The sequence below is a fragment of the Solirubrobacter soli DSM 22325 genome (genome assembly GCF_000423665.1).
Lineage (GTDB): Bacteria > Actinomycetota > Thermoleophilia > Solirubrobacterales > Solirubrobacteraceae > Solirubrobacter > Solirubrobacter soli.
Map to the genome: position 1 here is coordinate 94,227 of NZ_AUIK01000025.1, position 26,246 is coordinate 120,472.

28 protein-coding genes are annotated in these 26,246 nt (G+C 71.1%); 7 read left to right on the forward strand and 21 right to left on the reverse strand.

Annotation, left to right across the window (positions count from 1 at the left end; genetic code table 11):
* Positions 1-50 precede the first annotated feature (50 nt).
* Genes G569_RS0120230 through G569_RS50030 form a run of 3 tightly spaced genes read right to left on the reverse strand, consistent with a single transcriptional unit; the run spans position 51 to position 2,007 of the window.
* Positions 51-338 (reverse strand): hypothetical protein, encoded by a 288-nt coding sequence (locus tag G569_RS0120230; protein ID WP_028064774.1) that lies wholly within the window; start codon positions 336-338, stop codon positions 51-53.
* Positions 339-350: 12 nt separating this feature from the next.
* Positions 351-965, reverse strand: a complete 615-nt coding sequence (locus tag G569_RS50025) for a sterol desaturase family protein (RefSeq protein ID WP_037497770.1) — start codon at positions 963-965, stop codon at positions 351-353.
* A gap of 10 nt (positions 966-975) precedes the next feature.
* A complete protein-coding gene (locus tag G569_RS50030) occupies positions 976-2,007 on the reverse strand; it encodes a hypothetical protein (RefSeq protein WP_053226706.1) in 1,032 nt (343 codons plus the stop codon).
* Positions 2,008-2,117: 110 nt separating this feature from the next.
* Between G569_RS50030 and G569_RS0120245 the strand changes: the two genes are divergently transcribed.
* Positions 2,118-3,365 carry an aminotransferase class I/II-fold pyridoxal phosphate-dependent enzyme gene (locus G569_RS0120245; protein ID WP_028064775.1) on the forward strand — a complete coding sequence of 416 codons (1,248 nt, stop codon included), beginning with the start codon at positions 2,118-2,120 and terminating at the stop codon, positions 3,363-3,365.
* Positions 3,366-3,709: 344 nt separating this feature from the next.
* A complete protein-coding gene (locus G569_RS0120250; RefSeq protein ID WP_028064776.1) occupies positions 3,710-4,015 on the forward strand; it encodes a hypothetical protein in 306 nt (101 codons plus the stop codon).
* 37 nt (positions 4,016-4,052) lie between these two features.
* On the opposite strand, the gene G569_RS50035 is transcribed toward G569_RS0120250, so the two are convergent.
* Entirely contained in the window at positions 4,053-4,490 is a 438-nt protein-coding gene (locus G569_RS50035) for a VOC family protein (protein WP_053226707.1), read from the reverse strand.
* Entirely contained in the window at positions 4,480-4,947 is a 468-nt protein-coding gene (locus G569_RS63880; RefSeq protein WP_028064777.1) for a hypothetical protein, read from the reverse strand. Before G569_RS63880 ends, G569_RS50035 begins: the two co-directional genes overlap by 11 nt.
* A 29-nt stretch (positions 4,948-4,976) precedes the next feature.
* Here G569_RS63880 and G569_RS63885 point away from each other — a divergent pair, with 29 nt between their 5' ends.
* The 4 genes from G569_RS63885 to G569_RS0120280 are packed head-to-tail and all read left to right on the forward strand — an operon-like array spanning position 4,977 to position 7,414.
* Complete coding sequence (locus tag G569_RS63885) at positions 4,977-5,453, forward strand: hypothetical protein (protein ID WP_028064778.1); 477 nt, start codon at positions 4,977-4,979, stop codon at positions 5,451-5,453.
* Positions 5,450-6,412: an aminotransferase class I/II-fold pyridoxal phosphate-dependent enzyme gene (locus tag G569_RS63890; protein WP_028064779.1), complete on the forward strand. Its 963-nt coding sequence runs from the start codon at positions 5,450-5,452 to the stop codon at positions 6,410-6,412. The genes G569_RS63885 and G569_RS63890 overlap by 4 nt, the downstream gene beginning before the upstream one ends.
* Entirely contained in the window at positions 6,412-6,852 is a 441-nt protein-coding gene (locus G569_RS0120275) for a GNAT family N-acetyltransferase (RefSeq protein ID WP_028064780.1), read from the forward strand. The genes G569_RS63890 and G569_RS0120275 overlap by 1 nt, the downstream gene beginning before the upstream one ends.
* A gap of 13 nt (positions 6,853-6,865) precedes the next feature.
* Complete coding sequence (locus G569_RS0120280; RefSeq protein WP_053226708.1) at positions 6,866-7,414, forward strand: CGNR zinc finger domain-containing protein; 549 nt, start codon at positions 6,866-6,868, stop codon at positions 7,412-7,414.
* Between the two features lie 11 nt (positions 7,415-7,425).
* On the opposite strand, the gene G569_RS0120285 is transcribed toward G569_RS0120280, so the two are convergent.
* From G569_RS0120285 to G569_RS58495, 13 genes are all read right to left on the reverse strand, one after another.
* Positions 7,426-8,007, reverse strand: coding sequence for a hypothetical protein (locus G569_RS0120285; protein ID WP_028064782.1), 582 nt, complete (start codon positions 8,005-8,007; stop codon positions 7,426-7,428).
* Positions 7,997-8,596 (reverse strand): TlpA family protein disulfide reductase, encoded by a 600-nt coding sequence (locus G569_RS0120290; RefSeq protein WP_028064783.1) that lies wholly within the window; start codon positions 8,594-8,596, stop codon positions 7,997-7,999. Before G569_RS0120290 ends, G569_RS0120285 begins: the two co-directional genes overlap by 11 nt.
* Positions 8,597-8,693: 97 nt before the next feature.
* Positions 8,694-11,366 (reverse strand): efflux RND transporter permease subunit, encoded by a 2,673-nt coding sequence (locus G569_RS0120295; protein WP_028064784.1) that lies wholly within the window; start codon positions 11,364-11,366, stop codon positions 8,694-8,696.
* A 31-nt stretch (positions 11,367-11,397) separates the two neighbouring features.
* Entirely contained in the window at positions 11,398-12,990 is a 1,593-nt protein-coding gene (locus G569_RS0120300; RefSeq protein ID WP_028064785.1) for an MlaD family protein, read from the reverse strand.
* Positions 12,991-12,993: 3 nt separating this feature from the next.
* The gene (locus tag G569_RS0120305; RefSeq protein ID WP_028064786.1) at positions 12,994-14,319 is read right to left on the reverse strand and encodes an MlaD family protein; all 1,326 of its coding nucleotides are present in this window, start codon (positions 14,317-14,319) and stop codon (positions 12,994-12,996) included.
* 2 nt (positions 14,320-14,321) lie between these two features.
* The gene (locus G569_RS0120310; RefSeq protein ID WP_028064787.1) at positions 14,322-15,866 is read right to left on the reverse strand and encodes an MlaD family protein; all 1,545 of its coding nucleotides are present in this window, start codon (positions 15,864-15,866) and stop codon (positions 14,322-14,324) included.
* Entirely contained in the window at positions 15,866-17,272 is a 1,407-nt protein-coding gene (locus G569_RS0120315; RefSeq protein WP_028064788.1) for an MlaD family protein, read from the reverse strand. The genes G569_RS0120310 and G569_RS0120315 overlap by 1 nt, the downstream gene beginning before the upstream one ends.
* A complete protein-coding gene (locus G569_RS0120320; RefSeq protein ID WP_028064789.1) occupies positions 17,269-18,906 on the reverse strand; it encodes an MlaD family protein in 1,638 nt (545 codons plus the stop codon). Before G569_RS0120320 ends, G569_RS0120315 begins: the two co-directional genes overlap by 4 nt.
* Positions 18,903-20,249, reverse strand: coding sequence for an MlaD family protein (locus tag G569_RS58490; protein WP_028064790.1), 1,347 nt, complete (start codon positions 20,247-20,249; stop codon positions 18,903-18,905). The genes G569_RS0120320 and G569_RS58490 overlap by 4 nt, the downstream gene beginning before the upstream one ends.
* Positions 20,250-20,253: 4 nt before the next feature.
* Positions 20,254-21,072, reverse strand: a complete 819-nt coding sequence (locus G569_RS0120330; RefSeq protein ID WP_053226709.1) for an ABC transporter ATP-binding protein — start codon at positions 21,070-21,072, stop codon at positions 20,254-20,256.
* Between the two features lies 1 nt (position 21,073).
* Positions 21,074-21,871, reverse strand: coding sequence for an ABC transporter permease (locus tag G569_RS0120335; RefSeq protein WP_028064792.1), 798 nt, complete (start codon positions 21,869-21,871; stop codon positions 21,074-21,076).
* A complete protein-coding gene (locus G569_RS0120340) occupies positions 21,868-22,608 on the reverse strand; it encodes an MlaE family ABC transporter permease (RefSeq protein WP_028064793.1) in 741 nt (246 codons plus the stop codon). The genes G569_RS0120335 and G569_RS0120340 overlap by 4 nt, the downstream gene beginning before the upstream one ends.
* A 127-nt stretch (positions 22,609-22,735) precedes the next feature.
* Positions 22,736-23,281 carry a GNAT family N-acetyltransferase gene (locus G569_RS58495; protein WP_169542203.1) on the reverse strand — a complete coding sequence of 182 codons (546 nt, stop codon included), beginning with the start codon at positions 23,279-23,281 and terminating at the stop codon, positions 22,736-22,738.
* A 25-nt stretch (positions 23,282-23,306) separates the two neighbouring features.
* Between G569_RS58495 and G569_RS0120350 the strand changes: the two genes are divergently transcribed.
* Positions 23,307-23,897, forward strand: coding sequence for a COG1361 family protein (locus G569_RS0120350; protein ID WP_169542204.1), 591 nt, complete (start codon positions 23,307-23,309; stop codon positions 23,895-23,897).
* On the opposite strand, the gene G569_RS0120355 is transcribed toward G569_RS0120350, so the two are convergent.
* The 3 genes from G569_RS0120355 to G569_RS0120365 all read right to left on the reverse strand — a co-directional run bounded on the left by G569_RS0120355 (position 23,878) and on the right by G569_RS0120365 (position 26,168).
* Positions 23,878-24,081 carry a cold-shock protein gene (locus G569_RS0120355; RefSeq protein ID WP_028064795.1) on the reverse strand — a complete coding sequence of 68 codons (204 nt, stop codon included), beginning with the start codon at positions 24,079-24,081 and terminating at the stop codon, positions 23,878-23,880. The genes G569_RS0120350 and G569_RS0120355 overlap by 20 nt on opposite strands.
* A 68-nt stretch (positions 24,082-24,149) precedes the next feature.
* A complete protein-coding gene (locus G569_RS66030) occupies positions 24,150-24,929 on the reverse strand; it encodes a calcium-binding protein (RefSeq protein WP_157592177.1) in 780 nt (259 codons plus the stop codon).
* A 39-nt stretch (positions 24,930-24,968) separates the two neighbouring features.
* Positions 24,969-26,168 carry a PucR family transcriptional regulator gene (locus G569_RS0120365; RefSeq protein ID WP_245602526.1) on the reverse strand — a complete coding sequence of 400 codons (1,200 nt, stop codon included), beginning with the start codon at positions 26,166-26,168 and terminating at the stop codon, positions 24,969-24,971.
* Positions 26,169-26,246: the final 78 nt, after the last annotated feature.

A 26,246-nucleotide genomic window follows, 5' to 3' on the forward strand; every position in this document is an offset into this window, starting at 1 on the left:
ACGCCGGCGCGTACCGTCCCCGCGACGCGGCGTCACCGCGCGGTGACACGCTAGTCGCGGCGCAGCAGGTGGACGTCGACCAGGAACGAGCGCGACGAGACGATCTCGCCGATCGGGCCCGAGCGGCGGCTCTTCTTCAAGGCCTTCTTGGTGCGGTGGCGCGAGACGACGGCGACCGTCGCGGCACCGGCGACGAAGCCGGTGGCGGCCAGCGCGGCGACCTGGGCCGGCGCGAGCGCGCCGATGGAGCGCTCCTCGATCACGCCGGACTCGGTGACGACGGGCAGGCCGTCGACGACCTCGGCGTCCTGAACGACTTCTTCAGCTTCCTCAGCCACGAAGTGAAGACACTAGCGGCCGCGGCGGACGTGCATGGTGCCGAACACGCGATCCCAGTACGGAGCGCTGATCCCGAAGCCGCGCTCGTCGTCCTGGAAGTGATGGCGCATATGCAGCTCACGCAGCCACTTCCCCATCCGCGTGCGGGGGGTGTGGTGGTGCAGCGCGTAGTGGATCATGTCGTAAGCGAGATAACCGGCCAGGAAGCCCGCGCCGAACGCGAAGGCCCGATCCGCGCCGAGCACGACGTAGAACGCCGCGTAGAAGATCAGCGCGAGCGGGACCGACGCGGCGGGCGGCATCACGAGCCGCAGCGGGTCGTTCGGGTGATCGTGGTGCACGCCGTGGACCATCCAGTGCAGCCGCGCACCGATCCCGTCCTCCGGCTCGAAGTGGAAGATCACGCGGTGGATCCAGTACTCGGCGAGCGTCCACAGCAGGTAGCCGCCGAACGCGTAGCCGAGCGACTGCACGAAGCCGACGCGGTCGATCCCGTAGGCGAACAGGATCGCGATCGCCGGCAGGAAGATCACGACGGGCACCAGGTGATGGACGCGGGTGAACTTGTCCAGCACGCCCGACTTGAACATCGGCGGGGAAGCCTTCAAGAACTCCGAGCGGTCCATAAGGGAAACCTTACAAAACCCGTTCGTAGACCCGGAAACGCCGCACGATGCGGCCGCCCATGGCCTCCATGGCTCGATTCATGTTGCGGTTGGTCTCGAGGATCCAGCCCATCTCGCCCCACTTCTGCGGGACGCGCGAGGCGGTGTCGAAGTGCTCCACGTACAGCGCCGCCGCGACCCCCGTGTGCTGGTAGGCGTGCTTGACACCGAGGAAGCCGACCCGCACCCGATCCATGATCGACGCGCGCCGCAGGAAGTACCACCAGCCGAACGGCAGCAGCCGCCCCTGCATCTTCATCAGGACCTGGTTGATGTCGGGGATCGTGATCGCGATCGCCGCCGTCTCCCCCGCCGCGTCCTCGGCGACCATGAACCAGTTGCGGTCGAAGACGAGCTGCATCTCCTGCGCGTAGACGTCCAGGTCGCGCTTGGAGTACGGGACGAAGCCCCAGTTCTCGCTCCAGGCCTCGTTATAGACCTCGGCGAAGCGGTCCATGTCGCGGCGCAGCGTCCGCCGCGACATCCGCCGGATCGTGATCCCGTGCCGCGGTTGCACCTGCTCGGCGAGCTTGAAGACGATCGGGAGGATCTTCGTGCGGTCGGAGATCACCAGCTCGTACATGAACAGGTCGACGGCCTTGTCCAGCCCCGCCTCCTCGCAGCGCGTGCCGTAGTACGGCGGATGCCACGGCTGGCGCACGAACGGCATCCGGTCGAAGCCCTCGAGCATCACGCCGGACTCGTCGTTCATCGTGAAGTCCATCGGGCCGATCATGCGGTCGCGGCCGTGGGCGCGAAGCCAGATCGACGCGGCCTCCAGCAGCGGCGCCACGATGTCCGGCGCGTCCTCGAACTCGAGGAACCCGAACATGCCGTCCCGGTTGGAGTGGTAGGCGTTGTAGTTGTCGTCGTACTGGGCGGAGATCCGCCCGACGACGCGCCCGTCGCGCCACGCGAGGAACAGCTGCGCGTCGCCGTGCGAGAAGAACGCGTTCTGCGACCGCATCAGGAACAGGTGGCGCTCCAGCTTCAGGGGAGGCACCCAGACCCCCGAAGTAGAGTGCAACCGGTACGGGAGATTCACGAATTCCCGGCGGTCCCGCCAGCCAGAGACGGGACGGACGACCACGCTCACGGAGACGGACCCTACCAATGCCGACTGCCACTGACGTCTTCGCCAAGGTGCGCGGGCACGAGCGCTCAGAGCAGCTGCGCGCCGCCCGCGAGGCGGACCTCCTCCCGTACTTCCGCCGCTTGGAGGGCCCGGCGGGCCCCGTGGTGGAGATGGAGGGCGCCGAGCGGATCATGCTCGGGTCGAACAACTACCTCGGCCTGACCGCCGACCCCCGCGTCAGGGAGGCCGCCCGCGAGGCGCTCGACAAGTACGGGACCGGGCTCACGGGCAGCCGCCTGCTCAACGGCACGCTCGATCTCCACCTCGACCTCGAGCGCGAGCTCGCCGAGTGGATGGGGACCGAGGAGGCGATCGTCTTCTCGACCGGCCACCAGGCCAACGTCGGCACGCTCGGCACGATCCTCGCCCCCGGCGACACCGTGATCGTCGACTCCGCCGACCACGCCTCGATCCTCGACGGCTGCCTGATCTCCAAGGCCAAGCTGCGCCCGTTCAAGCACAACCGCCTCGACCGCCTGGAGAAGATGCTCCAGCGCGCCAACGAGGACGGCGGCGGCGTGCTCGTGGTCGTCGACGGCGTCTTCAGCATGGAGGGCGACATCGCCCCGCTGCCGAAGATCGTCGAGCTGGTCAAGCAGTACGGCGCGCGGCTGATGGTCGACGAGGCTCACGGCGCCGGCGTGCTCGGCGCGCGCGGTGCGGGCGCGTCGGAGCTCTTCGGCGTCGAGGCCGACGTCGACCTGCGCATGGGCACGTTCAGCAAGTCGCTCGCGTCCTGCGGCGGCTTCATCGCGGGCTCGCACGAGGTCATCGACTTCCTGCGGATCTCGAGCCGCGCCTTCCTCTTCACCGCGAGCGGCGTTCCGGCGGCCGTAGGCGCCGCTCTCGCGGCCTTGCGGATCATTCGCAGCCCGGAGGGTCCGGAGCTGTTCGCGCGCGTCCTGGACAACGCGCAGTACCTCTCAGCCGGTCTGCGCGATCTCGGCTTCCGGGTCATCCAAGGCGAGCCCGCGATCACGCCCGTCGTCCCGATCCTGGTCGAGGACGACTGGAAGGCGGTGCTCCTCTGGCGCGCCCTCTACGACGCCGGCGTTTACGTCAACGTCGCGATACATCCCGCCGTACCACCTGGTGGTGCATTGCTGCGAACCAGCGTCATGGCGACGCATGACCGGGAAGTCCTGGATCGCGCATTGGTTGCATTTCAAAACGTCAAACAGAAGTTCGAATCCGAGCACGGCGCGTTGCCGTCACCGGCCGCATAGCAGATTCACCGAACGGCAACACCAGCAGAAAAAAGGGTGCTCTTTGCGGGTGCGGAGGGTGGTTGAGCGTTGATAGGCAGGGCGGGGTCGGGCTAGCCTCCTCACCGGTCGAAGCGCGACACGGAATGTCCCGGGTGAGGGACGCACGGGACGTGCAGGGCTGGAAATCATCGGGTGGCCGTCGGAGACGCGCACTGTCGGGTGCACGTTCTCCAAAGCGGCGCTCGTTGCCGTGCCCGCGAATCGACCGAGGACATGCAAACGACGGATCCGCGCAAGACGGAGCGGGGATCCAGCGGGGAGGTTCGATGGAAGCAACTGCGACAGCACCTGCGCCACAACACATGCGGGCGCTCGCGCAGGCAAACCGCGTGCGGCTTGCGCGCGCCGAGCTCAAGCGCCAGGTGGCCGAGGGTGAGGCGTCGGTGGCCGAGATCGTGCTCGAGCGGCCTTGGGAGGCGGAGAGCATGAGCATCGCGGACCTGCTGATGAGCCAGCATCGCTGGGGACGCACTCGCTGCCGCCGGTTCCTTGCCCAGATCCCGATGGTGGAGACCAAGACCATCGGGTCCATGACCGAGCGTCAGCGCAACGAGCTCGCGAAGCGGTTGAGCGGGGACCACGAGCAGGGCTTTGCCCTGATCGCATAGCGCGGCCCTTTGGAAGCGGCGTCGGCGAGTTGGTCCGCTAAGCGGGCGGCCCGCCGGCGCCGAGACCGGACATCCGCGTGGCGATCTCGACGATGTGGCCGTCGGGATCGCTGACATAGATCGAACGGAACTCGCCGCGGTCGAAGACGTCCGTGCACTCGACGTCGTGCTCGCGCAGGTAGTCCCGCCACGCCTCCTGCTCCTCTTCGGAGTCCACCCGCAGCGCGAAATGGTGCGTCGACCCGCGGCCGACGACGCCGTCGGGCATCCGCGGGTACTCCATGAAGCTCACGTAGGTTCCGTCGCCCGAGCCGAACCACACGTGGCGGGCGTCCGGATCGTCGTCCGACGGCGCGTCGTGGACGATCGCCAACCCGAGCGTGTCGCGGTAGAACGCGATCGTCCGCTCGATGTCCCCGCTGATCGCGGTCACGTGGTGCAGCCCACGCAGCCGCATGCGTTTGTCATCCGCCACGCGGCGGAAGGATAGGCGCCGCCCGCTCCCACACGCGACGCAGCACGACGAAGGCGGCCAGGAAGACGGCGAGCAACAGGATCACCACGACGATCGGCGGCGCGCCCGCGAGCGCGCTCAGGACGGCCACGGCGACGGCCGGGAACGCCGCCAGCACGAGCGTGTGCGAGCGGTAGCCGGCCCAGTGCTCGCGCACGGTGGTGTCGAGGCCGCCGAGCGCGCCGAGGATGAAGCCGAGCGCCAACACGAGCCGCCCCATCGGGCTGTCGCGGGAGAAGAAGCCGACCGCGATGCAGACGATCCCGATCAGCACGCAGATCTCGACCAGCGGGACCGGGTGCCAGGGCGCCTTGGGGCGCGCGTCGATCCGCTCGACGCCGCGGGGCGGGCGCGGCGGGACCTGCGGCGACGTGCTCTTCGGGCGCCGGCGGCGCTTGCCCTTGTTGTGCCGGCTCACGTGCTCCGAGCCTATCTATCCTCGACAGGGTGCCGCGCAACGATCCGACGGACACCGGCGGGCTCTTCATCGGGCGCCGTCCGGGGACAGGGCCGGTGCACCTCCGCGGCACGCCGGAGCGCGGCGGGGACGCGCGTCGGCGGGCCGACGGCGTGCTCGCGGCGGCGATCCTGTTCGTCGAGGCGCTGCTGTGCCTCTCGGTGTGGGGGCCGCAGCCGCTGGCGTGGCTGTGGATCGGCTCGCAGGCCGACTACTGGCTGGACTCGCACATGGGCGGGATCGTGGTCGCGTTCGCGGGCATCCTCGCCTCCCTGTTCGTGACGCTGTCGATCTGCTCGCGGCTGGACCGCATGTGGCGGATGGTCCGGCGCGCCGCCGGGCACGAGCAGCGCGACGGCGCCCTGGCGCGGATCTTCGGCGCCTCGGCGGTGATCGCGCTGGTCGCGTTCGGCTTCTGGTTCCTGATCATCCAAGGCCCCGCTCCCTCGCTGTCGGCCGGGGGATGAAGCGGCTCTTCGGCTACTACCGGCAGTTCGACGAGCTGTCGCCCGAGGAGGTCTCGCGGGAGCTGCTGGAGCGGCGCGACGAGGAGCGCCGGCGGCACCCGGTCGGGCTGCCGCCGCTCGACCTCTCGGGCGCGGCGCTGCACCTCGCCCCACACGCGGAGGCGATCAACGCCGCGACGTTCGCCCTGCGACGAGCGGCGAACAGCTACCCCGACGCCTCGGCGTTGCGGGAGGCGATCGCCGCCTCGCACGGGATCGCGCCCGCGCGGGTGATGATCGGGCACGGCGCGGGCGAGCTGCTGCGGGCGGCGCTGCGGGCGGTGGCGACGGACACGGTCGAGATCGTCTGGCCCGGCTGGGGCCTGCTGCCGCAGCTGGTATCCGAGGCGGGCGCGACGCCGGTGCCGGTGAGCGAGGTGTCAGGGACGCGGACGGCGGTGTCGTGCCGGCCGAACGACCCCACCGGCGCGGTGCCTGACGTCGCTCCCGGCGACGCGTGGCTGATCCTCGACGAGGCGCTCGCGGGGTTCGCGGACCTCGACGTGATCGACCACCCGCGCGTGATTCAGGTCCGCTCGTTCTCCAAGGTGCACGCGCTCGCGGGGCTGCGGATCGGCTACGCGATCGTGCCGGAGGACGGACCCTCGCTTACGCCGGCGCTCGGCGTGGGGGCGCCCGCGCTGGCCGCGGCGCGGTGGGCGGTGGAGAACGGCGGCGAGGCGGCGGCTCGGCGCGCCGCGCAGGTGGCGGAGCAGCGGGCGCGGCTCGCGGCCGAGTTCCCGGTCGCCCCGGGCGTCGGGCCGTACGCGTGGCTGGAGCTGCCGGTCGCCGAGGAGCTGGCCGCGCGGCGCATCTACGTCGCGCCCGGGTCCGCGTGGGGCGACGAGCGTCACGTGCGGGTGACGCTGGGGGACGCCGCGTCCACCGATCGCCTGCTGGCGGCGCTGCGGGAGCTGTGATGCGGATCGAGCGCCGGCCGTTCGACGATCCCGACGCCGCTGTCCTGCGCGACGAGCTCGAGGCCTACGTGATCGAGACCTACGGCTTCGACAACGAGCCGGGCGTGAAGCCGTCGGTGTCCGACACGGCGATCTTCCTCGTGGCGGTCGACGAGGAACCGCTCGGCTGCGCCGGCCTGCGGCTGTTGGACGACGGGGTCGCGGAGCTCAAACGGATGTGGGTGCGGCCGCAGGCCCGCGGGCGCGGCGTGGGCCGCGCGCTGATCGCCGCGATCGAGGCGGAGGCCACCGCGCGGGGCGTGACCACGATGCGGTTGGAGACCGGCTTCCTCCAGCACGAGGCGGTCGCCTTGTACGAGCGGGTCGGCTATCGGCCCATCGCATGCTGGGGCGCGTACGCCGGATGTGAAGATTCGCTCTGCTTCGAGCGGCATCTCTAATAGAGTTCTCATCGTGCCACCCGAACGCTGGTCCTGGCTGGGCGAGCCCCTCGCGGTCGATTTCGCGAACACCGTGCGCCGCCGCGGCGGCGACTACACGGAGCTGCTCGCGTCAGGCGCCGACCTGCGGGCGTGGGTCGAGCATGAGGCGTCGCGCGTCCCCGGCCCCACCGAGTCCGCCGCGGACACCCGGCTGGAGGAGGTTCGCGAGCTGCGCGACGCGATCTTCGCGCTGCTGCTCGCCGCGGCGAACCGCGAGCCCGCGCCGCCCGGCATCGAGCGGCAGGTGAACGCGGCGCTCGCCGCCGTGCCGCTCGTCCCGCAACTGCGCGACGGCACGGTCGAGCTGGTCGCGCCGCCGGAGACCGACCCGCTCGACGAGCTCCTCGCCCGCACGGCGATGTCGGCCGTGGAGCTGCTCGCCTCCCCCGCACTCGCGTACTGCGACGCGCCGAGCTGCGGCCAGTTCTTCATGCGCAGCCGCCGCGACCAGCGCTGGTGCGGGCCGGCCTGCGGGACCCGCACGCGGGTCGCCCGGCACGCGAGGCGCGCCCGGGCGTAGTCGCGCCGCGCCTACGCAGAGGCGCTGATGTCGTAGGCCGTGTAGACCGCTTCCTCGACCGTGATGTCGGCGATACCGGGCGCGGTGACCGCGTAGAGCGTGATGTGGCGCGTGGCGCGGGTGGCGGCGACGTCGCGTCCGATGAGGCGGCGGTTCGGCCAGCGGCCGGTCTTCGCGCCCGGCTCGACGAACAGCGGCACGAGCGGCCCGTCGTCGTCGACGATCTCCTCGCCCGCGAGACGTGGGATGCCGGTGACGCGGTCGGCGTCGAGGGCGTAGACGGCGACCTCGGTGTCCATCGTCGCGATCAGCAGCGCGTCGCGCAGGACGCCGCGCGAGCGGTACTGGCCGCGGATCAGGCGCTTGATCGTCAGCTCCTCGGCGGGGCTGCGCTCGACGCCGTAGTGGGTGCGGTAGGCCTGCGGGACCTCGCGGGTGCGCTGGGTGATCGCGCGGGCGCCGCCGTGGCGGTCCGAGAGCGCGTTCAGCCGCCGGCGCAGGTCGCGCGGCGATCGGCGCACCGGGTTGCGCTCGACCGCGAAGGTGCACGTGGCGATCCCGGGCCCGAACGCGATCGGCGGCTCAGCGGACAATCCGCTGCACCCAGGCCTCGATCGTCTGCTCGCCGAGTGGCCCGACGGTCGACCCGGCGACCTTCCCGCCCGCGCGCACGAAGGTGATCGTCGGGCAGACCACGACCGCGTACTCGTTCGCGACCGCGCCGTCGTTGTCGTAGCCGACCGGCAGCGTCGAGCGCAGGGCGCGCGCGTCCGCCGCGGTGCCGCGCACGGCGACGATCCGGAACTCGACGTCGGGGTTGCGCTCGGCCGCCGCCTCGAGCAGCGGGACCTGCGCCCGGCAGCGCTCGACCGGCGTGAACACGAACGCGAGCACGAACGGGCCGCCCTCCGCGAGCTCGCACACGTTCAGCACGTCCTTCCCACGCACCTCGCAAGCGGGCTTGGACCCCGCCGCGCCCTGGTCGGCCTTGGTCGCCACGTTCGCGTCGCAGCGCCCGGTGCAGCTCGACGTCGACAACGGCATCGCGAACGGCGGCAGCGCCTCCCCGGGCTGAAGCCCCTTCGACCCCGCCGTCTCCGTCGCCGCCGAGTTGAGCGCGATCCACCCGAGCAGCGCGACGACGAACGCCGCAACGATGACCCCAGGCCGCGCCCCCCTCATCAAGGGGTCAGACCCCTTAACCAAGCGAAATCGCTGTGAGCAGGGATTTTCATGCGAACAAGACGTTAAGGGGACAGGCCCGTTAATGATCGCGCGTTCATGCCGCGACGGCCCGGGAGCGGGCGCGGCGGCGCGCGGTGCGCTGTTCGGCCGCCACGAGGACCGCCGGGAGGACGGCGAGGACGCCGAGCAGCGAGACGGCGAGGTCGATCACGGTCACGAGGCCGAAGTCGCGCAGCATGGCGACGTCGGAGGCGATCAGGACCGCGAAGCCCGCGAGCGCCGTGACGCCCGAGGCGAGCACGGCCGCGCCGGTCGAGGCGTACGTGGCGGTGAGCGCGTCGGGTGGGGCGAGGCCCGCCTCGCGCTCCTCCCGGTAGCGGGCGCTGAGCAGGACGGAGAACTCGGTCGAGATCGCGATCACGAGCGCGCTCAGCGCGGCGGACATCGGGTTCAGCGGGATGCCCAGCAGCCACAGGACGAGCGCGGACCAGCCGGTGGCGAGCGCGATCGGCACCAGCGGCACCCACGCCCGCGCCCACGAGCGGTAGACCGCGAACAGGGCGAGCGCGACGGCGACCAGGCCGGCGAGCGCCGTCAGCGCCCGCCGGAGCGGGTCGCTCAGCGCGTGGTTGGCGTCGGCGACGAGCACGGGCAGCCCGGCGACGGTCGCCGTCACGCCCGCGGGCGGGTGGAGCCGCGCGCGCATGTCCTGGATGACGGCGCGCTGTGCCTCGAGCGACTGCAGGCGGATGCCGAACGCGAGCACCGCGGTCTTGCGGTCAGGCGTGACCGCTGCTTGGGAGAAGTACGGCGGAACCGCGTCGAGCAGCGCCCGGATCTGCTCCCGGGTGGCCGACAGCGCGGGCGTGCGGAAGAGGTCCGGCAGCGAGAGCGCGGGACACAGCTCGCCGCCCGAGCAGCCCTTCTGCGCGTTGTAGCCGTGACGCGTGAGCAGCTCCTGCTGGTACGCCCGCATCCACGCGATCATCTTCGGGTCCGTCAGGTCCTTGGCCTCGACGAGCACGTCGACCTCGCCCGCCACGCCCGTGTCCTTCTGCAGCGCGTCGAGGTCGCGCACGGCCGCGAGGTCCTGCGGCACGAGCCGAGGCAAGTCGGAGACGACGCCGATGCGCGCGTCCAGCGCCCACCCGCAGATGGCGAGGGCGGCCGCGACGACAAGGACGCGCTCAGGGTGGCGCGCGAAGAGGCGCAGCGCGGCGGCGACGCCGCGCGGGGCGGGCGCGCCGCGGGGGGCGGACGTCTCACGCGGGGCGGACGCGCCGCGGGGGGCGGACGCCTCGCGGGGGAAAGACGCGCCGCGCGGGGCCGCGGTGCGCGGCGCGCGCCGGCGGAGCCGCGCCCAGACCGCGGCGGAGCCGCGCCGCGAGCGCCGGCCGGCCCCGGCCGCGCCGGTGGCGACGCCTCGCGCGGCGCCGTCGAAGAGCTCGCCGGCGCCGCGCAGCGAGCGCGCGACCGGGCCCGACGACCCGCGGCGTCGGGCGGCCAGGACCATCACCGCCGTGCCCGCGGTCAGCGCGACCGCCAGCGACACACCCACGCCGACCACCAACAACGCGCCGAACCCACGCACCATCGGCACCGGCGACAGCAGCAGGACGAGGAAGCCGACCGCCGTCGCCAGCGCGGCCGTGCAGATCGACCGCACCGCCGCCGGCCGCGCCTGGTACTGGATGCCGTAGTCGACCGCCAGGCCCATCAGCACCGGCAGCACCGCGATCGACGCCATCGTCAGCGGCAGCCCCAGCAGCGTCAGCGCCCCGAACAGGATCGCCACCGCGCAGAGGGCCAACCCGAGCGGGAGCAGCCGCAGCCGCGCCCGGAAGAGGAGCGCCAGGACCAGCGCCATCACCGCCACCGCGACCAGCAGCAGCCGGAGCGTCGACGACGCGAGCACGTCCGTGAGGTCCCCCGCGAGCACCGGCACGCCCGTGACCACGTAGCGGCCGCCGCCGTCCAACTTCCAGTCGGGCATCGCCACGGCCGCGCGGATCAGCGCCACCGCCCGCGCGCGCTCGGAGTCGCTGAGGCCCGCCTTCAGCCGCACCGACACGAGCGCGGAGTCCGCCGACGGGAACAGGTACGCGAACCGCGCCTTGGGCTCGCGTGCGCCGCGCGCCGGGTCGAACACGAGCGAGTAGACGAAATCGGGGTCGTTGAGCTTCGGCGCGCCCGTCAGGTTGAGCCCGTACTTCGCGTTCAGCGCCAGCAGGTCGCGGGCGAACTGCGCGTAGACGAGCTGCTCGGCCTGCTTGCCCAGCCGCTTCGCCTCGGCCTGCGAGCGCCCCTCGGCCAGCGCGAGCTTGCGCGCCGCCTCGTTGGCCCGGTCCGCCTGCGCCGCCCGCGCCCGCGTCTGCGCCTGCAGCTGCTTGGTCAGCTCCTCGACCGAGGAGTTGATGAACGTCCCCGGCCCGTACACGACCCGCACCGGCTTCATCCGCGCCAACCCCGCACACGGGCCGGACGCCCCACCCGGCACCGCCGCCCCCGACGGCACATTGCCTGCTAGGCAGCCTTCGAGACCGAGCAGCCGGTTCAGGTCGGACGTCAGGACCAGCCGCGCGAGGTCGCCCCGCACGAGCACGTAGACGGCGTCGTCCCCGAACCGCGCGTGCACGACGTCGGTCGCCCGGCCGGCGGACGAGCCCGAGCCGACCAGGGTCGACGTCGCCGCCGACGGCGAGAGCCGCCAGACCGCCAACCCGCCGCCGACCAGCGCCAGCGCCAACACCACCGCGAGCGCTCGCACGGGCCGCGCTGCCGCCCACCGGACCACGGCACTACTTCCCGTCGGAGCGCGCGACGATCTGCGGGTACTGCGTCTTCTTGCCCCCGACGTCGAACGGCCCCTGCTTGCGGCACGGCGGTGCGACCACGCCGGTCGTCCCACCGAAGGCGTACTGCTGGATGCGGGCGAGCAGCTCGTCCGGGATCAGCGCCTCCGCCTGCTCGGGCGTCAGCGGGACCTGCGGGATCGGCGGCAATGTCGCCGTCAGCCCGCCGACGACCGTGGCGACCGGCGCCGCGACGTCCGAGACCAGCTGCAGCGGCTGGTTGGTCACCGTCGGCACCAGCGTCCCACCGGTGCACTGGCGGTCCTCGTAGACCGACAGCCCCTGATTCATCTCGTCAAAGCCGCCGGGCAGCCGGTACGGGTTCGGCCGGTTGGTCGGCAGGCGCTTGGGATAGACCGCGAGGTTCTCCGGGTTCAGCGGGTTGCTCGTGCGCAGGTAGTGCACGCCGGTCGGCAGGCCGGTGGCCTGCGTCGCCGCCACCGTGTTGGCGAAGAACGAGGTCAGCTCGCGCTTGTAGAGCCCGATGAAGTCGACCGCCGGGGTGAGCTGCGCGGTCGCCGGGTCGAGCTGGGCGACGAGCGGCCGCAGGTCCTCGAGCGTCTGCTCGGCGGCCGGGAAGCCCTTCACCGACGCGTCGATCAGCGGCTCGAGCTGCTCGAGCAGGTTGCGCAGGTCCGGCGCGATGTCCCCGAGGTCCTCCAGCGTCGGCGACAGCTCGCGCGCCGCCGGGCGCAGCTGCGTGATCAGCGGATCGGTGTCCGCGGCGAACTCGTCGAGCCGCTTGAACGTCTTCTCCGACTCCTTCTCGAACGTCGGCAGCGCCTTGAACGCCGCCTGCAGCTCCGCGTCCCGCGAGGCCGTCGTCGAGAACACCGAGTTGGTGTTCTCGATCAGCGAGCGCAGCTGCCCGTCACGCTCCGAGAGCGCGCCGAACACGACCCCGGTGTTGGAGATCAGGCGCGAGACCGCGCCCTCCTGCTTGTTGAGGATCGACAGGATGTCCGAGGTGTCCTCGGCGAACGGCGCGAGGTTGCCGAGCGCGTCGTTGAGGTCGCGCCCGCGGTTCCCGATCGCGACCGCCTGCGTCTGCATCCAGTCCTGGAACGCGGCGCGGGTCTGCGGGTCGAACGCGCGCAGGATCTCGTCGAGCTCGACCGTGTCGGACACCTGTGAGGCGGGCAGCTCGCCGCCTTCGGGGATCGGCTTGACCCGTGCGTGCCCCGGCGTCAGCTCGACGTAGGTCTCGCCGAGCAGCGTCTTCTGGCGCAGGATCGCGCGCGCGTCCGACGGCAGCGGCGCGTAGCGCGACCGCAGCTGGATGACGACGTCCGCCCGCCCGGTCTGCTTGTCCGGCGTGATCGTCTTGACCTTGCCGACCGGCACGCCGGAGATCCGCACGTCGGCCTCGAGCGCCAGCTGCCCGGCCTCGGCGAACGACGTGTGGAACCGGTAGCCCTTCGGCTTGAGCGGCACCGGCCCGCCGAACGCGAGCCAGAGGAACAGCAGCAGCCCGAAGCACGACAGCGCGAACAGCACCATCGCCGCGATCTTGCCGAAGGAGGGAGCGTCCTTGACCACGCCTCAGCCCCCCGCCGTCGGACAGATCTGCGCCGGGGCGGGCGCGTTGAGCAGGGCGACGAGCGTGCCGAGCTGCGGGTTGGCCTGTGCGACGGAGTCCAGCAGCTGCGCGGAGTTGCACGTCAACACGACGAGGCCGCGCCGGATCGGCCCGTGCGCGTCCGCGGTGGAGAAGATCGCGTTGCCCGCGTGGTTGACCCACGACTGCCAGAAGAGGTAGCCCTCGTCCTTGTCGCCGGGCGGGTTGTAGGCGACCTCGTTGAGCAGCCGGTTGAGGACCTTGAAGGAGTCGGTCAGGTCCGGCGTCGCCGCGGCCAGGTCGCGCATCGCCGGCCGCAGCTCCTGCACGGTCGGCAGCGCGGCGCGCGTGAACGGGCGGATCTCGTCGCGGATGATCGGGGTCGACTCGCGCAGGAACGGCCGCGTCTGCCGCAGCGACGGCGCCAACGCCACCGCCGCCGGATGCAGCGCGTCCAGCGTCGGCCCGAGCTCGTCGGCCATCGTCTCGACCTTGCCGAGCGTCGTGGTCGTCGTCTGCAGCGTGCCGGGGAGCTTGCGCAGGATCTGCCGCAGCGACGCGTCCTGCCCGGCCAGCGTGTCGAACACCGCGTTGTTGTTCTGCACGAAGCTCGCCAGTTGCGTGTCGCGCCGGCCGAGCTCGTCGGTCAGCAGCGAGAAGTTGTGCACGACCCGCGCGATGTTCTTGCGCCGCAGCGCCAGCCCCTCGTTGATCTCGCGCGCGTACTGGGCGGTCGGCTGGAGCTGTCGGATCGCCTGCGAGAGCTCGCGGCCCTTGGCCTTTGACCCGAGGCCCTGCGCGCCGTCGTTGAGCAGCAGCAACAGGTAGTCGCGGGTGTCGGCGTCGAGCGCCGAGAGGATCTCGTCGAGGTTGACGTCGGGCAGCGTCTGCGAGACCGGGATCACGCCGCCCTCGTCCATGCGCCCGGCGTCCGGCGTGCCGGGCGTGAGCTCGGCGACCATGTCCTTCAGCCCCGTCTTCGGGCGCAGCAGGACCGTCGCGTTCTTGTAGATCCGGTCGTACTTGGGCCGGATCCGCATGCCGATGATCGCCTTGCCGTCTCGCAGCTTGACCGAGGAGATCTCGCCGACCTCGACACCCGCGATGTTGACGGTCTGCCCCTGGCCCGGCGTGACGGCCTGCGCGGTCGTCATCTCCGCCTCGATCACGAAGAAGTCCTTGCCGACCAGCGGCACCCAGCCGGGCAGCGCGAGCCGCTGCTTGCCCAGGATCACGGTCGAGACCGCGGCGGCGATGACCAGCAGGCCCAGGATCGCCAGGAAGTCCAGGTAGTGCTTGCGGATCGCCATCCTCACCGCGTCTGCCCCGTCTTCTTCGCGGTGCCGAACGGGTTGAGCTTCTTGCGGACGGCGTTGAGGTCGGCCTCGCGGATCAGCTTGTCGCGCGCCGACTTGACCTGGGCCGTCTCGGCGGGCGCGCCGGTCGGCAGCGACTTGGCGGCGGCGGGACCGTTGAGGTCCGGGATCTTCTGCTTGTAGCAGGGCGCGTCGGGCTTGTACGGCGGCTTCTTGCCCGGGTAGGCGGGCCGGTTGCCGAGCGGCACCTGCACGTTGTTGCCGAAGAGCTGCCCGGTGCTCGCCGTCTGGGATCCGAGCGAGACCGTCTGCGAGCCGCCGCCGGTCTGGAAGCGCACGTACATGCCGTTGCCGTCGAAGTTCTGGCCCTCGCCAGAGATCCCCGCCAGCGCGTAGAAGAACTCCTTGTAGTTCTCCTTGCCGGTCATGAACTCGTCGTTGATGACGACGTCGCCGGCGGGCAGGACGACGTCGCGCAGGCACTTGGAGGCGAGGTCGGTCTGCGGCAGCAGCTCGGTCGCGCGGTCGATCAGCCTCGCGAGGTCCTGCGTCGCCGGCGAGAGCTCCTCCGCGAGGCCGCCGAGCTCGTCCTTGCCGACCAGCTTGCGCGTCTGCTCGATCCACGGGAACGCGGCGTCGATCGTCGCGGGCGTCTCGCGCACGCCCGGGCGGATGTCCCGCGCGAAGCGGCGCGTGGGCGGGAACGCGGCGTTGAGCGAGTTGAACGCGGAGTTCGCGCTCGCCAGCGTGCCGGGGAGCAGCCGGATCGTCGAGCGCAGGTTCGACTGCTCGGACGCGAACGCCGCCGTCGTCAGGTTGAGGTTGGTGATCAGGTCCTTGAGATCGGACTCGGACCGCGAGAGCTCGTCGGCGGTGTTGGCGGTGCCGCGGATCAGCCGCGCGACGTCACGCCCCGGCTCGGTCCCGAGCAGCGCCTCGAGCACCTCCGCGGTCGACTTCTCGGCCTGCGGGATGTCGTCGAGCGCCTGGTTGAACGACTGCGCCGCGGTCTCGCCGGAGGCGTCCTTGGCGTTGAACGCGGTGTTGAGCCCGGTCAGCACCGCCTGCAGGTCCTCGCGCGAGTCGCTCTGCAGCGAGGTCAGCACCTCGTCGAGCTGGACCGGCGTGGCGGTCTGGGTGATCTTGATCGTGTCGCCGGAGTGCAGCGTCGGCGAGCCCGGCGTCCCCGGCTTGAGGTCGACGAAGAAGTTGCCCTCGAGGAAGATGCGCGGCCGGATCTTCGCCGTCGCGTCCGCGTGCAGCGGCAGCGCCGTGTCCTTGAGCTCCATCGTCAGCACCGCCGCGTTGGAGCCCTCCATGCCGTCGACGGACTTGACCTTGCCCACCTCGACGCCCGCGATGCGCACCGGCGAGTTGGGCCGGATCGAGTTCGCCGACTCGAACTGCGCCTTGAGGATGTAGCCGTGCGTGAACGGGATGTCCTTGGTGAAGCCGAAATACAGCACCAGGGCGGCGAGCAGCAGCGCGATCAGCCCGATGAAGGCGTTCGAGCGGCGGGGGGCGTGGCGGCGGGCGGCCATCACTTGCTCTCCGGGTATCCCTCGGTCTTGTCCTGCTGCGTGCCCGGCACGTTGGACGTGACCGTCTGGCCGCGCAGGAACTGCTCGTTGCCCGCCTCGCACTCCCGCGGCTGGCCGGGCGCGGCCGTGTTCGGGTACGGGTTGGTGTGCAGGTGGTTGGACTCCGTCGGCCCGTTGGCGGGTCCTGACGACGGGCCGCCTTCGTTGTTCGGGCCCTGCGGCGTCGTGACGATGATGAAGCGCTGCCAGGTGCCGTTGCGATCGCCCACGCTGAGCAGCGAGGAGATGTTGCGGAACCACAGCGTCACGTAGTTGCAGACGGTCTGCGTGGGCGCGAGGTAGTCGAGCGTCGGCTTCAGCGAGTTCACGAGCTCGGTGGTGTGCTGGATGCCGCGCGGGACCAGCGGGTCGTCGGCGAAGGTCTTGACCTCCTGCAGCAGCGAGTCGAGGCGCTTGTTGAGCGGCGGCGTCTTGGGCAGCACCCGGACGCCGGCCTCCAGCGCGCCGGCGATGTCGGGCGCCGTGGTGCGCAGCGCGCGCACGCCGGGCTGCAGCTCGCGCATCAGGCCTTCGGTGTTGGCCAGGAACGGCCGCTGGCGCGGCAGGCTCTCGATGCCGGCGTCGAGCGCGGGCTTGCCTCCGACGATCGAGTCCTGGATGTACGGCCGCGCGACCGCACGCAGCGCGGCCATCGTCACGTCGAGGTTGCGGAACAGCGATGCCTGCGTCTCGGACGCCGGCGCGACGATCGCGGTCGTGTCCGAGAGCTCCTGCACGAACGTCCCGAGCCCGGTCCGCGGGTCCGAGAGGTTGCGCATCACGGGGATGAGGTCGGTCAGCAGCGGGCGGAAGGCGCCGATCGCGGTGTTGATCGACTCGCCGCGGCCCGCGAACGCCGTCCCGAACCCTTCGAGGTTCGCCTGCGAGGCCGCGCGGGTGCGCTCGTCGAACATGTTCAGGAACTCGTCGAGCTCGACGGGGGTCTGGGCGTGCGCGAGCGTGATCGTGTCGCCGTCGGCGAACGTCTGCTGCGAGCTCCCGCGGGTGATCTCGACGTACTTGAGCCCGAGCGCGGAGCGCGGCCGCACGAGCAGCGTCGAGTCGCGCGGCAGCGGGCCCGCGTTCTTGTCGAGCGTGAGCCCGAGGACCGCGATGACCTGCCCGTTGCGCAGCGTCCGGGGCGAGATCTTCGTGACCGCGCCGACCCGCGTGCCGCCGATCTTCACGTCGTTGCCGACGACGAGCTGGGCTGCGCTCGGGACCTCGGCGTTGACCTGGTAGGTCGGGACGAACGGCAAGCCCTTGTTGGCGTTGTAGGAGAGGAAGACCGCGACCAGGATCACGAGCACCGTGGCGGCGCCGATCAGGACGGGGTTGCTCGCGATGCCGCCGCCGCGCCCTCTCATCCGTCGCCTCCGAACAGGTAGTCGAGCAGCGCGTCGGACGGGTCGGGCGCGGGGGTCGCGGTCTCCGCGGGCGCCTGCGTCGCGGTCGGCGCGGCGGTCTCGGCCGGCGGCGCGGGCGCGGCGGGATCGGCCGGAGCGGCGGTCGCGGACGGGTCGGGCGGGACGGTCGGGACGGACTCCAGCGGCGAGCTCGTGTCCTCCTTCGCCTGCTTGCGCTTGACCTTGGCCTTGGGCTCCTTGGCGTCCTTCTGCTTGGCCGCCTGTTCCTTCTTGGCCTTGTCGATCTCCTGCCCGAGCGCGCGCGCCAGCGCGATCGCGGTCGCGCGCAGCACGGGGTCGTCACCGGCGGCGTCGATCGCGCTCGACGCGGTGGCGGTCGCGCCCGAGCTGGTGGCGCTGTAGTCCGGGAACCGCGCCGAGCAGCCGCCGACCGGCGTCACCGCGTACGTGGAGCACGTGTTGACGATCAGGCCCGCGCGCAGGTAGTGGCCGACCGCGTCGAACCCGTTGATCGCGGCCACTTGGTAGAAGATGTAGTCCATCGCGCGCTCGATGCCGCCGGTGTCCTGGAAGGACACGAGCACGTCGCGCAGGGTCGCCCCGACGGGCCGCACGGCCTTCGCCAGCCCGCGCAGGTCGGCGATCACGGGCCGCGCGTCGGTGACGGCGGGCGTGCCGTTCTTGGCCGCCTCGCCGAGCGAGTCGACGGCCGGCAGCGCGGCCTTCGAGAACGGGCCGAGCAGGCGCACGATGTCGTTGATGTTGCCCGCCTGCGCGTGCAGGTCGGTCAGCACCGGCGTGGTCTGGTCGGCCAGCGATCCGAGCCGCACCATCGTCGGGTCGAGCTCGTCGAGGAACCGCGGCAGCGTCTGGATGTCGTCCGCCAGCGCCCCGCTCTTCTCGGCGGTCGCCTTGGCCACCTCGCTCGTGTTGCGGATCGAGCTCGCCACCCGCGCCCGGTCGCGCGCGAGCGGCGCGAGGATCGTGTCGGAGTTGACCGCGAGCTGCTCGAGCTGGTCGTTCTGGCGAGCCAGGATCTCGAGCACCTTGTTGGTCTCCTGCAGCGCCGGGTTCGCGCGCCGGATGACCTCGTTGAGGTCCTTGCCGCGGCCCGCCAGGCCGGTGCCGAGCTCGTTGAGGATCAGCGACAGCCGCTCGCGCTCGGGCTCGCGCATCGTGTTGCCGATCAGGTCGATGTCGACCGTCTGCATCGTGTTGGTGACCGGCAGCAGGTACTGGCCCTCGCCCGGCCCGCGGTCGATCTTGCTCAGGCTCGGCGGCGCCTGCGCGGTCGCGGCGCGCGGCTGCGTCGGCTTGCACTCGACGAACCGCTCGCCGATCAGGTTCTGCGGGCGCACGATGCAGCTCGCGTCGCGGCGGAAGTCCTGGTAGCCGGGCTCGGTGATGTCGAGCACGACCGCCGCCTTGAAGTCCGGCGTCACGTCCAGCGAGGCGACCTTGCCGACCTTGACGCCCGCGATCTTGACGTCCTCGCCGGGGATCACGAACCCGGCGTTGTCGAAGATCGCGCGCACCTGGTAGCCCTGCTCTGAGTCGTCGCGGGCGACGATCAGCACGACCGCCACCACGATCACGGCGAACACGAGCAGGATCGGGACCAGTTTGCGGATCATGGGCCGACCACCACCTGCGTGGGGTCGCAGTCGAGGTTGCCGCCCGTGTCCCGCCACGGCGCGGAGCCGTCCGCCGCGGGCTGCGAGGCCGAGCCCGGGCAGCGCCGCAGCATGCCCGTCTGCAGGCCGTCGAGGCGCTGGGCGACCGGCAGCGGGACCAGCTGCGGCGGGCCGGCCGGGAGCTCCTCGAGCTGGAAGGCGTTGAAGATCGGCTGGATGCGCGCGTAGTGCCCGTTGGCGTCGTAGTTGGCGGCGCCGGCGCCGAAGTCGCGGAACCAGCCGACGAGCTCAGGGATGTAGGGGCGGGCGAACTCGAGCACGGGCTGGCCCTTCTTGAGCGCGCCGGTGCCGCTCGCGAACGCCGGGCTGGCGACCTTCTGGAAGCCGGGCAGCTTGCGGGTCGCCTCGACGAGGTCGTTGTCGGGGCCTGGCCGGCGCAGGAGCGTGCTCAGGTCGGCGACCGTCGGCTTCGCGTCGCGCACCAGCGGGCGCAGCTCGCGCAGGAACGGCGCCAGGTCCTTGGTCGCGACCTTGGAGTCGGCGACCAGCGGGTCGAGGTCGTCGAGCGTCGCGCGCAGGTTGACGAACGTGGAGTTCGCGCGCCGCAGCGTCGTCGGCAGCAGCGCCAGGGCCTGGCTCAGCGCGCGGTTCTCGGAGGCGATCGCGCCCGTCGTGGCGTTCGCGTTGCCGACGAGGTCGGCGAGGTCGTCGCGGCGGTCCGCGATCGCGCTGACGGTGCGCGAGCTCGACACGATGAAGCGGGTCAGCGCGTCCTCGTCCTCGGTCGTCTCGTTGACGAGCCGGCGGGCGCTCGAGAGCAGCGGGTTGAAGTACTCGGTCGCCGCGGCGGCCTGCGGGCCCTTGCCGTCGAGCTGGGTCTTGAAGCCCTCGATGACGCCCTGGAGGTCCTTGCGCGCCTGCGGGTCGAGCGTGTTGAACAGCTGGTCGAGGTCGACGGAGGTCGTCGTCTGCGAGATCGGGATCGTCGTGTGGTCGGGCAGCGTCCGGCTCGCGTCCGGCCCGGGCGAGATCGCCACGTAGCGGTTCGCGATGCCCGACAGCGACGTCAAGCGGATCACGGCCTGCGTGCCCTCGCGCAGCGGCGCGTAGGGCTCCTCGACGTCGATGCGGATCGCCGCCTGGTTGTTCGACGTGAGCTCGATCGAGCGCACGCTGCCGACCGCGCGCCCGCCGATCTGCACGTTGTCGCCCTTCACCAGCTGACCCGCGTTCTCGAAGATCAGCGTGTACTCATGCCCGCCACCGCGCACGGCGAAGAGGTAGATCGCCAGGGCAGCGACGAGCGCGACGGCGATCAGGACGGCGGTGCGGGCGAGCGTCAAACGATCACTCCATGCCCAGCGGGCCCTTCGAAGCCCCGGACAGGAACTGGGAGACGAACTGGTTGTCGGACTCGAAGAGCTCCTCGGCCGGCCCGGACTCGACGATCCGGCCCTTCCAGAGGACGGCGATGTACTCCGCGACGCGCCTGGCGCTCATGATGTCGTGGGTGATGACCACGTAGGCGCCGCCGTTCTCCTCGTGGATCTCCTGGATGAGCTCGCACAGCAGCGCGGTGCGGACCGGATCCAGGCCCGAGTCGGGCTCGTCAAAGAGCACGATGTCGGGGTCGAGCACGAGCGCGCGCGCGAACCCGGCCCGCTTGCGCATCCCGCCCGAGAGCTCGTTCGGCATCTTGTCCGCGGAGTTCTCGAGACCGACCTCGCGCAGGCGCATGTTGACGATGTCGGCGATCTCGTCCTCGCCCTTGTCGGTGTGCTGGCGCAGCGGGAACGCGACGTTGTCCCACAGGTTCATCGAGCCGAACAGCGCGCCGTCCTGGAAGAGCACCCCGAACTTCTTGCGCATCTCGAACAGGTCCTCGTCGCGCATGCCCGGCACGGACTCGCCGTGGACCAGGACGTCGCCCTGGTCGGGGTACAGCAACCCGACCATGTGCTTGATGCAGACGGACTTCCCGGTGCCCGAGGGCCCGAGGATCATCGAGATCTTGTCCTCGGGGATGCCCATGTTCAGGCCGCGCAGGATCTTGTTGCGCCCGAACGCCTTGTGGACCTCGACGAACTCGACGGCGTCCGGAACGCCCGACGGGCGCTTCTTGCCGGTGTGCCACTTGTATTCGTCGTCGTGGTGTTGCTCACTCACGTCAGCCTCCGATGGGCGCTCGCGGATTCGCGCCCCAGAAGACCTGGGTGCCGAGCATGCCGATGAGATGTACAAGGACGATGTTGAGAACCATCGACTTTGCGGTTGCGGTTCCGACCCCGACCGGGCCGCCGCTGGCCGTGTAGCCGTAGTAACAGCCGACGAGCACGATGACCGTGGCCATCGCCATCGCCTTGATGAGGCTGAATAAGAGGTCCGGCGGGTTCTGGAACATCCAGAAGATCAGCGAGTAGCCGCCGCTGGAGACCTCGCCTATCTGTTCGACCACCGCCAGATAGCTCGCCAGGAAGCCCGCGCCGATGCCGGCCAGGTAGACGAACGGCAGCACCAGCCAGGACGCGATCAACCGGGTCGCGCACAGGAACGTCATCGAGCTGATGCCCATGACCTCGAGCGCGTCGATCTCGTCGGAGATCCGCATGCTGCCGAGCTCGGCGACGATGCCCGTCCCGACCTTGGCGGACATCATGTAGCCGAACGCGTACGGGATCAGCTCGCGCAGGTCGCACCAGGCGGCGAACACGCCCGCGTAGGCGGGGGCGCCGGTCGCGCGGTTGAAGTACGCGGCCTCGATGCCGCACTGCAGGCCGATGATGAACGTCAGGCCCCAGATGACGAGCGTCGAGCTCAGGATCAGCACGCCGGCCTGGCGCAGCGCCTCGCCGAAGTACTTGAGGACCTTCAGCCCGAGGACCTCGCCGACCACGCGCCCCGAGAAGCGGACGATGTCGCCGAAGGACGCGATCCAGTCGCGCGGGACTGCGAGCCACTCGTTCACTTGATGTTGAGGATGTCGGGGTGGGTCGCCAGCAGCGTCTGCGTGAAGACGTAGTTGAACGCGAAGACGCCGAGCGTCGAGATGACCACGGCCTGGTTGACGGCGCGGCCCACGCCGGCGGCGCCGCCGGAGGCCGTCATGCCCTTGTAACAGCAGACCACGGCGATGATCGCCCCGAACAGCGTGCACTTCAGGACGCTGCCCCAGAGGTCCGGGATGCTCGCGTTGGTCAGCAGGTTGGCGAAGAACGGGCCGACCGGCTGCTGGTTGACGCCGTTGGCGACGAGGCCGCCGAAGATGCCGAACAGCACGGCGAAGACGTCGAACATGCCGGTGACGAGCATCAGCGCGAGAAACCGCGGCACGACGAGGTTCTTCACCGGGTCGACGCCGAGCACCTGCAACGCGTCGAGCTCCTCGCGGATCTTGCGCGCGCCGAGGTCGGCGGTGATCGCGGTGCCGGCCACGCCGGCGAGCACGATCGCGGTCACGAACGGCGCGAACTCGCGGATCGAGGCGAGCACGAAGAACCCGCCGAGGCGGTCATTGGCGCCGAAGAGCGTGAGGAAGTTGGACGCCTGCAGGCCCGGCGCGGCGTAGCCGAACGCGATCGTCGAGATCATCAGCGGGAACCAGCAGAGCCGCAGCGCGAACAGGAACTGCTGGACGAACTCGCCGCCGTAGGGGTAGGGAGGACGAAGCGCGGAGACGATCGTCTTCCCCGTCAGGATCATCATGTCCCCGACTTCCTCCAGCAAACCCTTTGCCGGTAGGAAGACGCGGTCGGCGGCGCTGCGAACCAACTGTCTCCTCTCCCCTCTCGGAAGCGCCTAGATTATGGGCTGCAAACGTGTTGACGCGCCGTTACTTGCGCAAACGGGCCAGGATCATCACGTCGACCCGCCGCCCGCGCTCAAGGTTGCGCGCGATCATCACACCTTCCTCGCTGAAGCCGAGCGACGTCGCCAGCGCCCGCGCGGCACCGTTGTCGGGTGTCGTGGTGATCTCGATCCGCTCCAGGCCGAGCTCGTCGAACGCCCATTCGACCAGCAGGGACACCGCTGTGCCGCCGATTCCGCGCCCGCGCGCGGCCGGGACGAGCCAGTAGCCGATCTCCGCTCGGCGGTGGCGCCACGCGAGCGTGTGCAGCATCACGTGACCCAGGAACGGTCGCCTGGACTCGTCGGTCACGGCCAGGCCGAGGAACTCGCCGCGCGCCCGCAACCCAGGTTGTCGCGCGATGAAGCGACGCACCCCGTTCTCCGTCGGGTCCTCGTCGGCCCCGATCACCACGCCCAGCTCGGGGTCGTCGCGGAACGCGGCCGCGAACGGGCCGGCGTCACGCGCGCGCAAGCGCCTCAGCGCGACGCCGTCGCGCTCGAGGCCTTCGGGAACCGGCAGGCTGGGCACGGCGACGATGGTACGTTTGCGCGCGATGCGCCGTCTGGCTCTCGTGTGCGCCGTGATCGTCGCCGGCTGCGGCGGCGGGGCGCGCCAGGACGCCGACGAGCCCTCGGGCGAGTTCAAGGTCGAGATCGTCTCGGCCTCGTTCCCGAAGGCCCAGCACATCGGCCAGGCGGTCCAGCTGCGCGTGCGTGTGCGCAACGCCGACTCCAAGACCCTGCACAACGTCGCGGTGACCGTGGAGACCAAGCCCGTGGAGGGCACCGCCGCGGTCGCGTTCGGCCAGCACGCGGTGAACCCGGCGCTGGCGGACTCCGCGCGGCCGGTCTGGGTGCTCGACCAGGGCCCGATGGGCGGCGACGTCGCCACCGTCAACACGTGGTCGGCGGGGACGCTGGGGCCGAGCGAGTCCAAGGTGCTGGTCTGGAAGCTCGTCGCCTCCAGGGCCGGCAGCTACACGCTCGGCTACCGCGTCTCCCCCGGCCTGACCGGCAAGGCGAAGGCCGCCGCCGGCGACACCAGCGGCTCCTTCGACGTCACGATCGACGACGAGCCGGTCCCCGCCCGGATCGGCGAGGACGGCGAAGTCGAACTCGTGGGTGCTAGATCGCCGTCACGTTGACGGCTTTGGGGCCCTTCGGCCCAGCCTCCGAGTCGTAAGAGACACGGGCGCCTTCACGCAAGGTGCGGAAGCCGTCGGCATTGATGCCGGAGTGATGGACGAAGAGGTCGGCGCCCTGGTCGTCGGGTGTGATGAACCCGAAGCCCTTGTCGTCGTTGAACCACTTCACGGTGCCGGTCGGCATTGTTCTGGTGTCTCCGCTGAGATATCGCCGGGTCACATGCCCGGCCGGGCGGCGGAAAAGTACCAGTGTTATCCACGTGAGTGGTGCTTGACATGCTCACAGTGGGTGAGTTTGTCGCGCGTGTCCGCGTAAACCGTGTCGTTTCCCGGCCCGCAGTCGATGACGTCGCGCTCGCCATCGCGGGCGTTAATCGTGTCAGCACCCGCCCCGGACTCGACCTTGTCACGCCCCGTCCCAGGCGTGATCCGGTCGTTCCCGCCGCCCGAGGAGATCTCGTCGTCGCCCGTCCCGCCGTCGATCGGGTCGTTGCCGGTCTCGGTCGCGATCATGTCGTCGCCGGCGCCCGCCTTGATCGTGTCCGAGCCAGGACCAGTCGCGATCCAGTCGTCCCCGTCGCCCGCGTCGATCTTGTCGATCCCGGTCCCGCCGTCGATCTCGTCGTCGCCCTCGCCTCCGAGGATCTCGTCGTTGCCGGAGTCGCCCGAGAGCGAGTCGACCCCCGGGCCGCCGTCGACGAGGTCGTTGCCGCGCCCGCCGAGCAGCACGTCGTCGCCGTCGCCGCCGCGCAGCGTGTCGTCGCCGCCGGAGCGATCGTCGTCGTCGGTGCACTGCTCCGGCCGGACGGCACCCGCCTCGCAGGTGCCGTCGCCCTGGATGCGGTCGTTCCCCGGCCCGCCGTTGATCCGGTCGGCGCCGCCGAGGCCGAAGACCGTGTCGCCCCCGCCCTTGGCCAGCACCTGATCCTCGCCGGCCGTGCCGACGAGGAAGTCGCCCAGATCCGTCCCTTCGATGGACCCGGCGGCGAGCGTCATCACGGCGAGCCCAGCCGCCATCCATCCACGCGTCATCCCGAGCAAGAAACCCAGGATGACGCGAGAAGGTTCGGTCTACCTATGCAAACGAGGAGCGATGATGCGGTACGCCTTCAGGCCGAGGCCCAGCCGCTCACGGTCCTCCGAGAGCAGCGGGTCCAGGCCCGTCAGCTCCTTCACCCGCTCCAGGCGGTACGCGACCGTGTGACGGTGCGCGTAGATCGCCGAGGCGGTGGCGTTCATGTTGCAGTTGCGCTCCAGGTAGGCGCTCAGCGTGCCCACGAGGTCCGTCGAGTACTGCGCGTCGTAGGCCACCAGGGGCGCGACCGTGTCCTCGTAGAACGAGCGCACCTCCTCGGGGTGCGACGCGAGCACGCGGAACAGCAGCCGATAGGTGCCGGTGCCGATGTCCTCGTCGATCGGGACGTCCGAGCGGCGCAGGACGTCGAGCACGAGCTCGGCCTCCTGGATCGCGCGGCCGAGATCGGCGACGTCGGCGTAGAAGGACGAGACCCCGACCGTGCCGTGCCGCTGGAGCCGCGCCGCGAGTCGCCGAGCAGCGGTGAGCGTCGCCGAAGCGTCCGCCCCGCCGACGGCCGGCAGCAGCGCGTACACGCGCCCCGACCCGCCGCCGCCGTCCATGTGCTGTGCCAGCGCGCCCGGATGCTCCCCCGCGATCGTCGCGACCACGTGGCGCGGCCGATCCGAGCTGAGCTCCGCGCACAACGCGACCGCGCCCCGCGAGAGGTCGCAGCCGAGGCGAGCCGCACGCCGCAGCACCTCATCGGCCTCGAGGTCGTCGCGCCCGCGCAGCTCCTCCAGGAACGAGCCGCGGAGGTTCTGCTCGACCTCCAGCCGCGCCTCCTCGACAGCGACCTCGGTCAGGCACGCGACCGCGGCGACGTGCAGGAACTCCAGCGCCTCGGCGGCCGGCTGATCCTCGCCGAGCAGCAACACGGCGCCGAGCTGCTCGTCGCCCGAGGCGATCGGCACCTCCGCGACCACGCCGCTCGGCACGGCGGCGGCACGCGACCGCGCTCGCTCTCCCACGTAGCGGCGCAGCCCCGCGAGGTCGGCGACCGGTCCGGACGCCGCCGCCGCGCCAAGGCGCGGAACGACGATCGCCACGACACCACCCGTCTCCGAGGCGGCCAGACCGGCCACGCCCTCGAGTCCGTCGCCGCTCAGGACCGCGTCCACCATTCGCAGGTGCACCGCCCTGACCCGCTCCATCACGGTGGCCCCGCGATCTTCGGGCTGGACCTCCATCGCCACGTTCAATACGCCTCCTTCAATACGCGGGGCGGCTGTGGTGGGCCGCCCCGCGAGATCCGCCTGTGGTCAGGTGGCCTC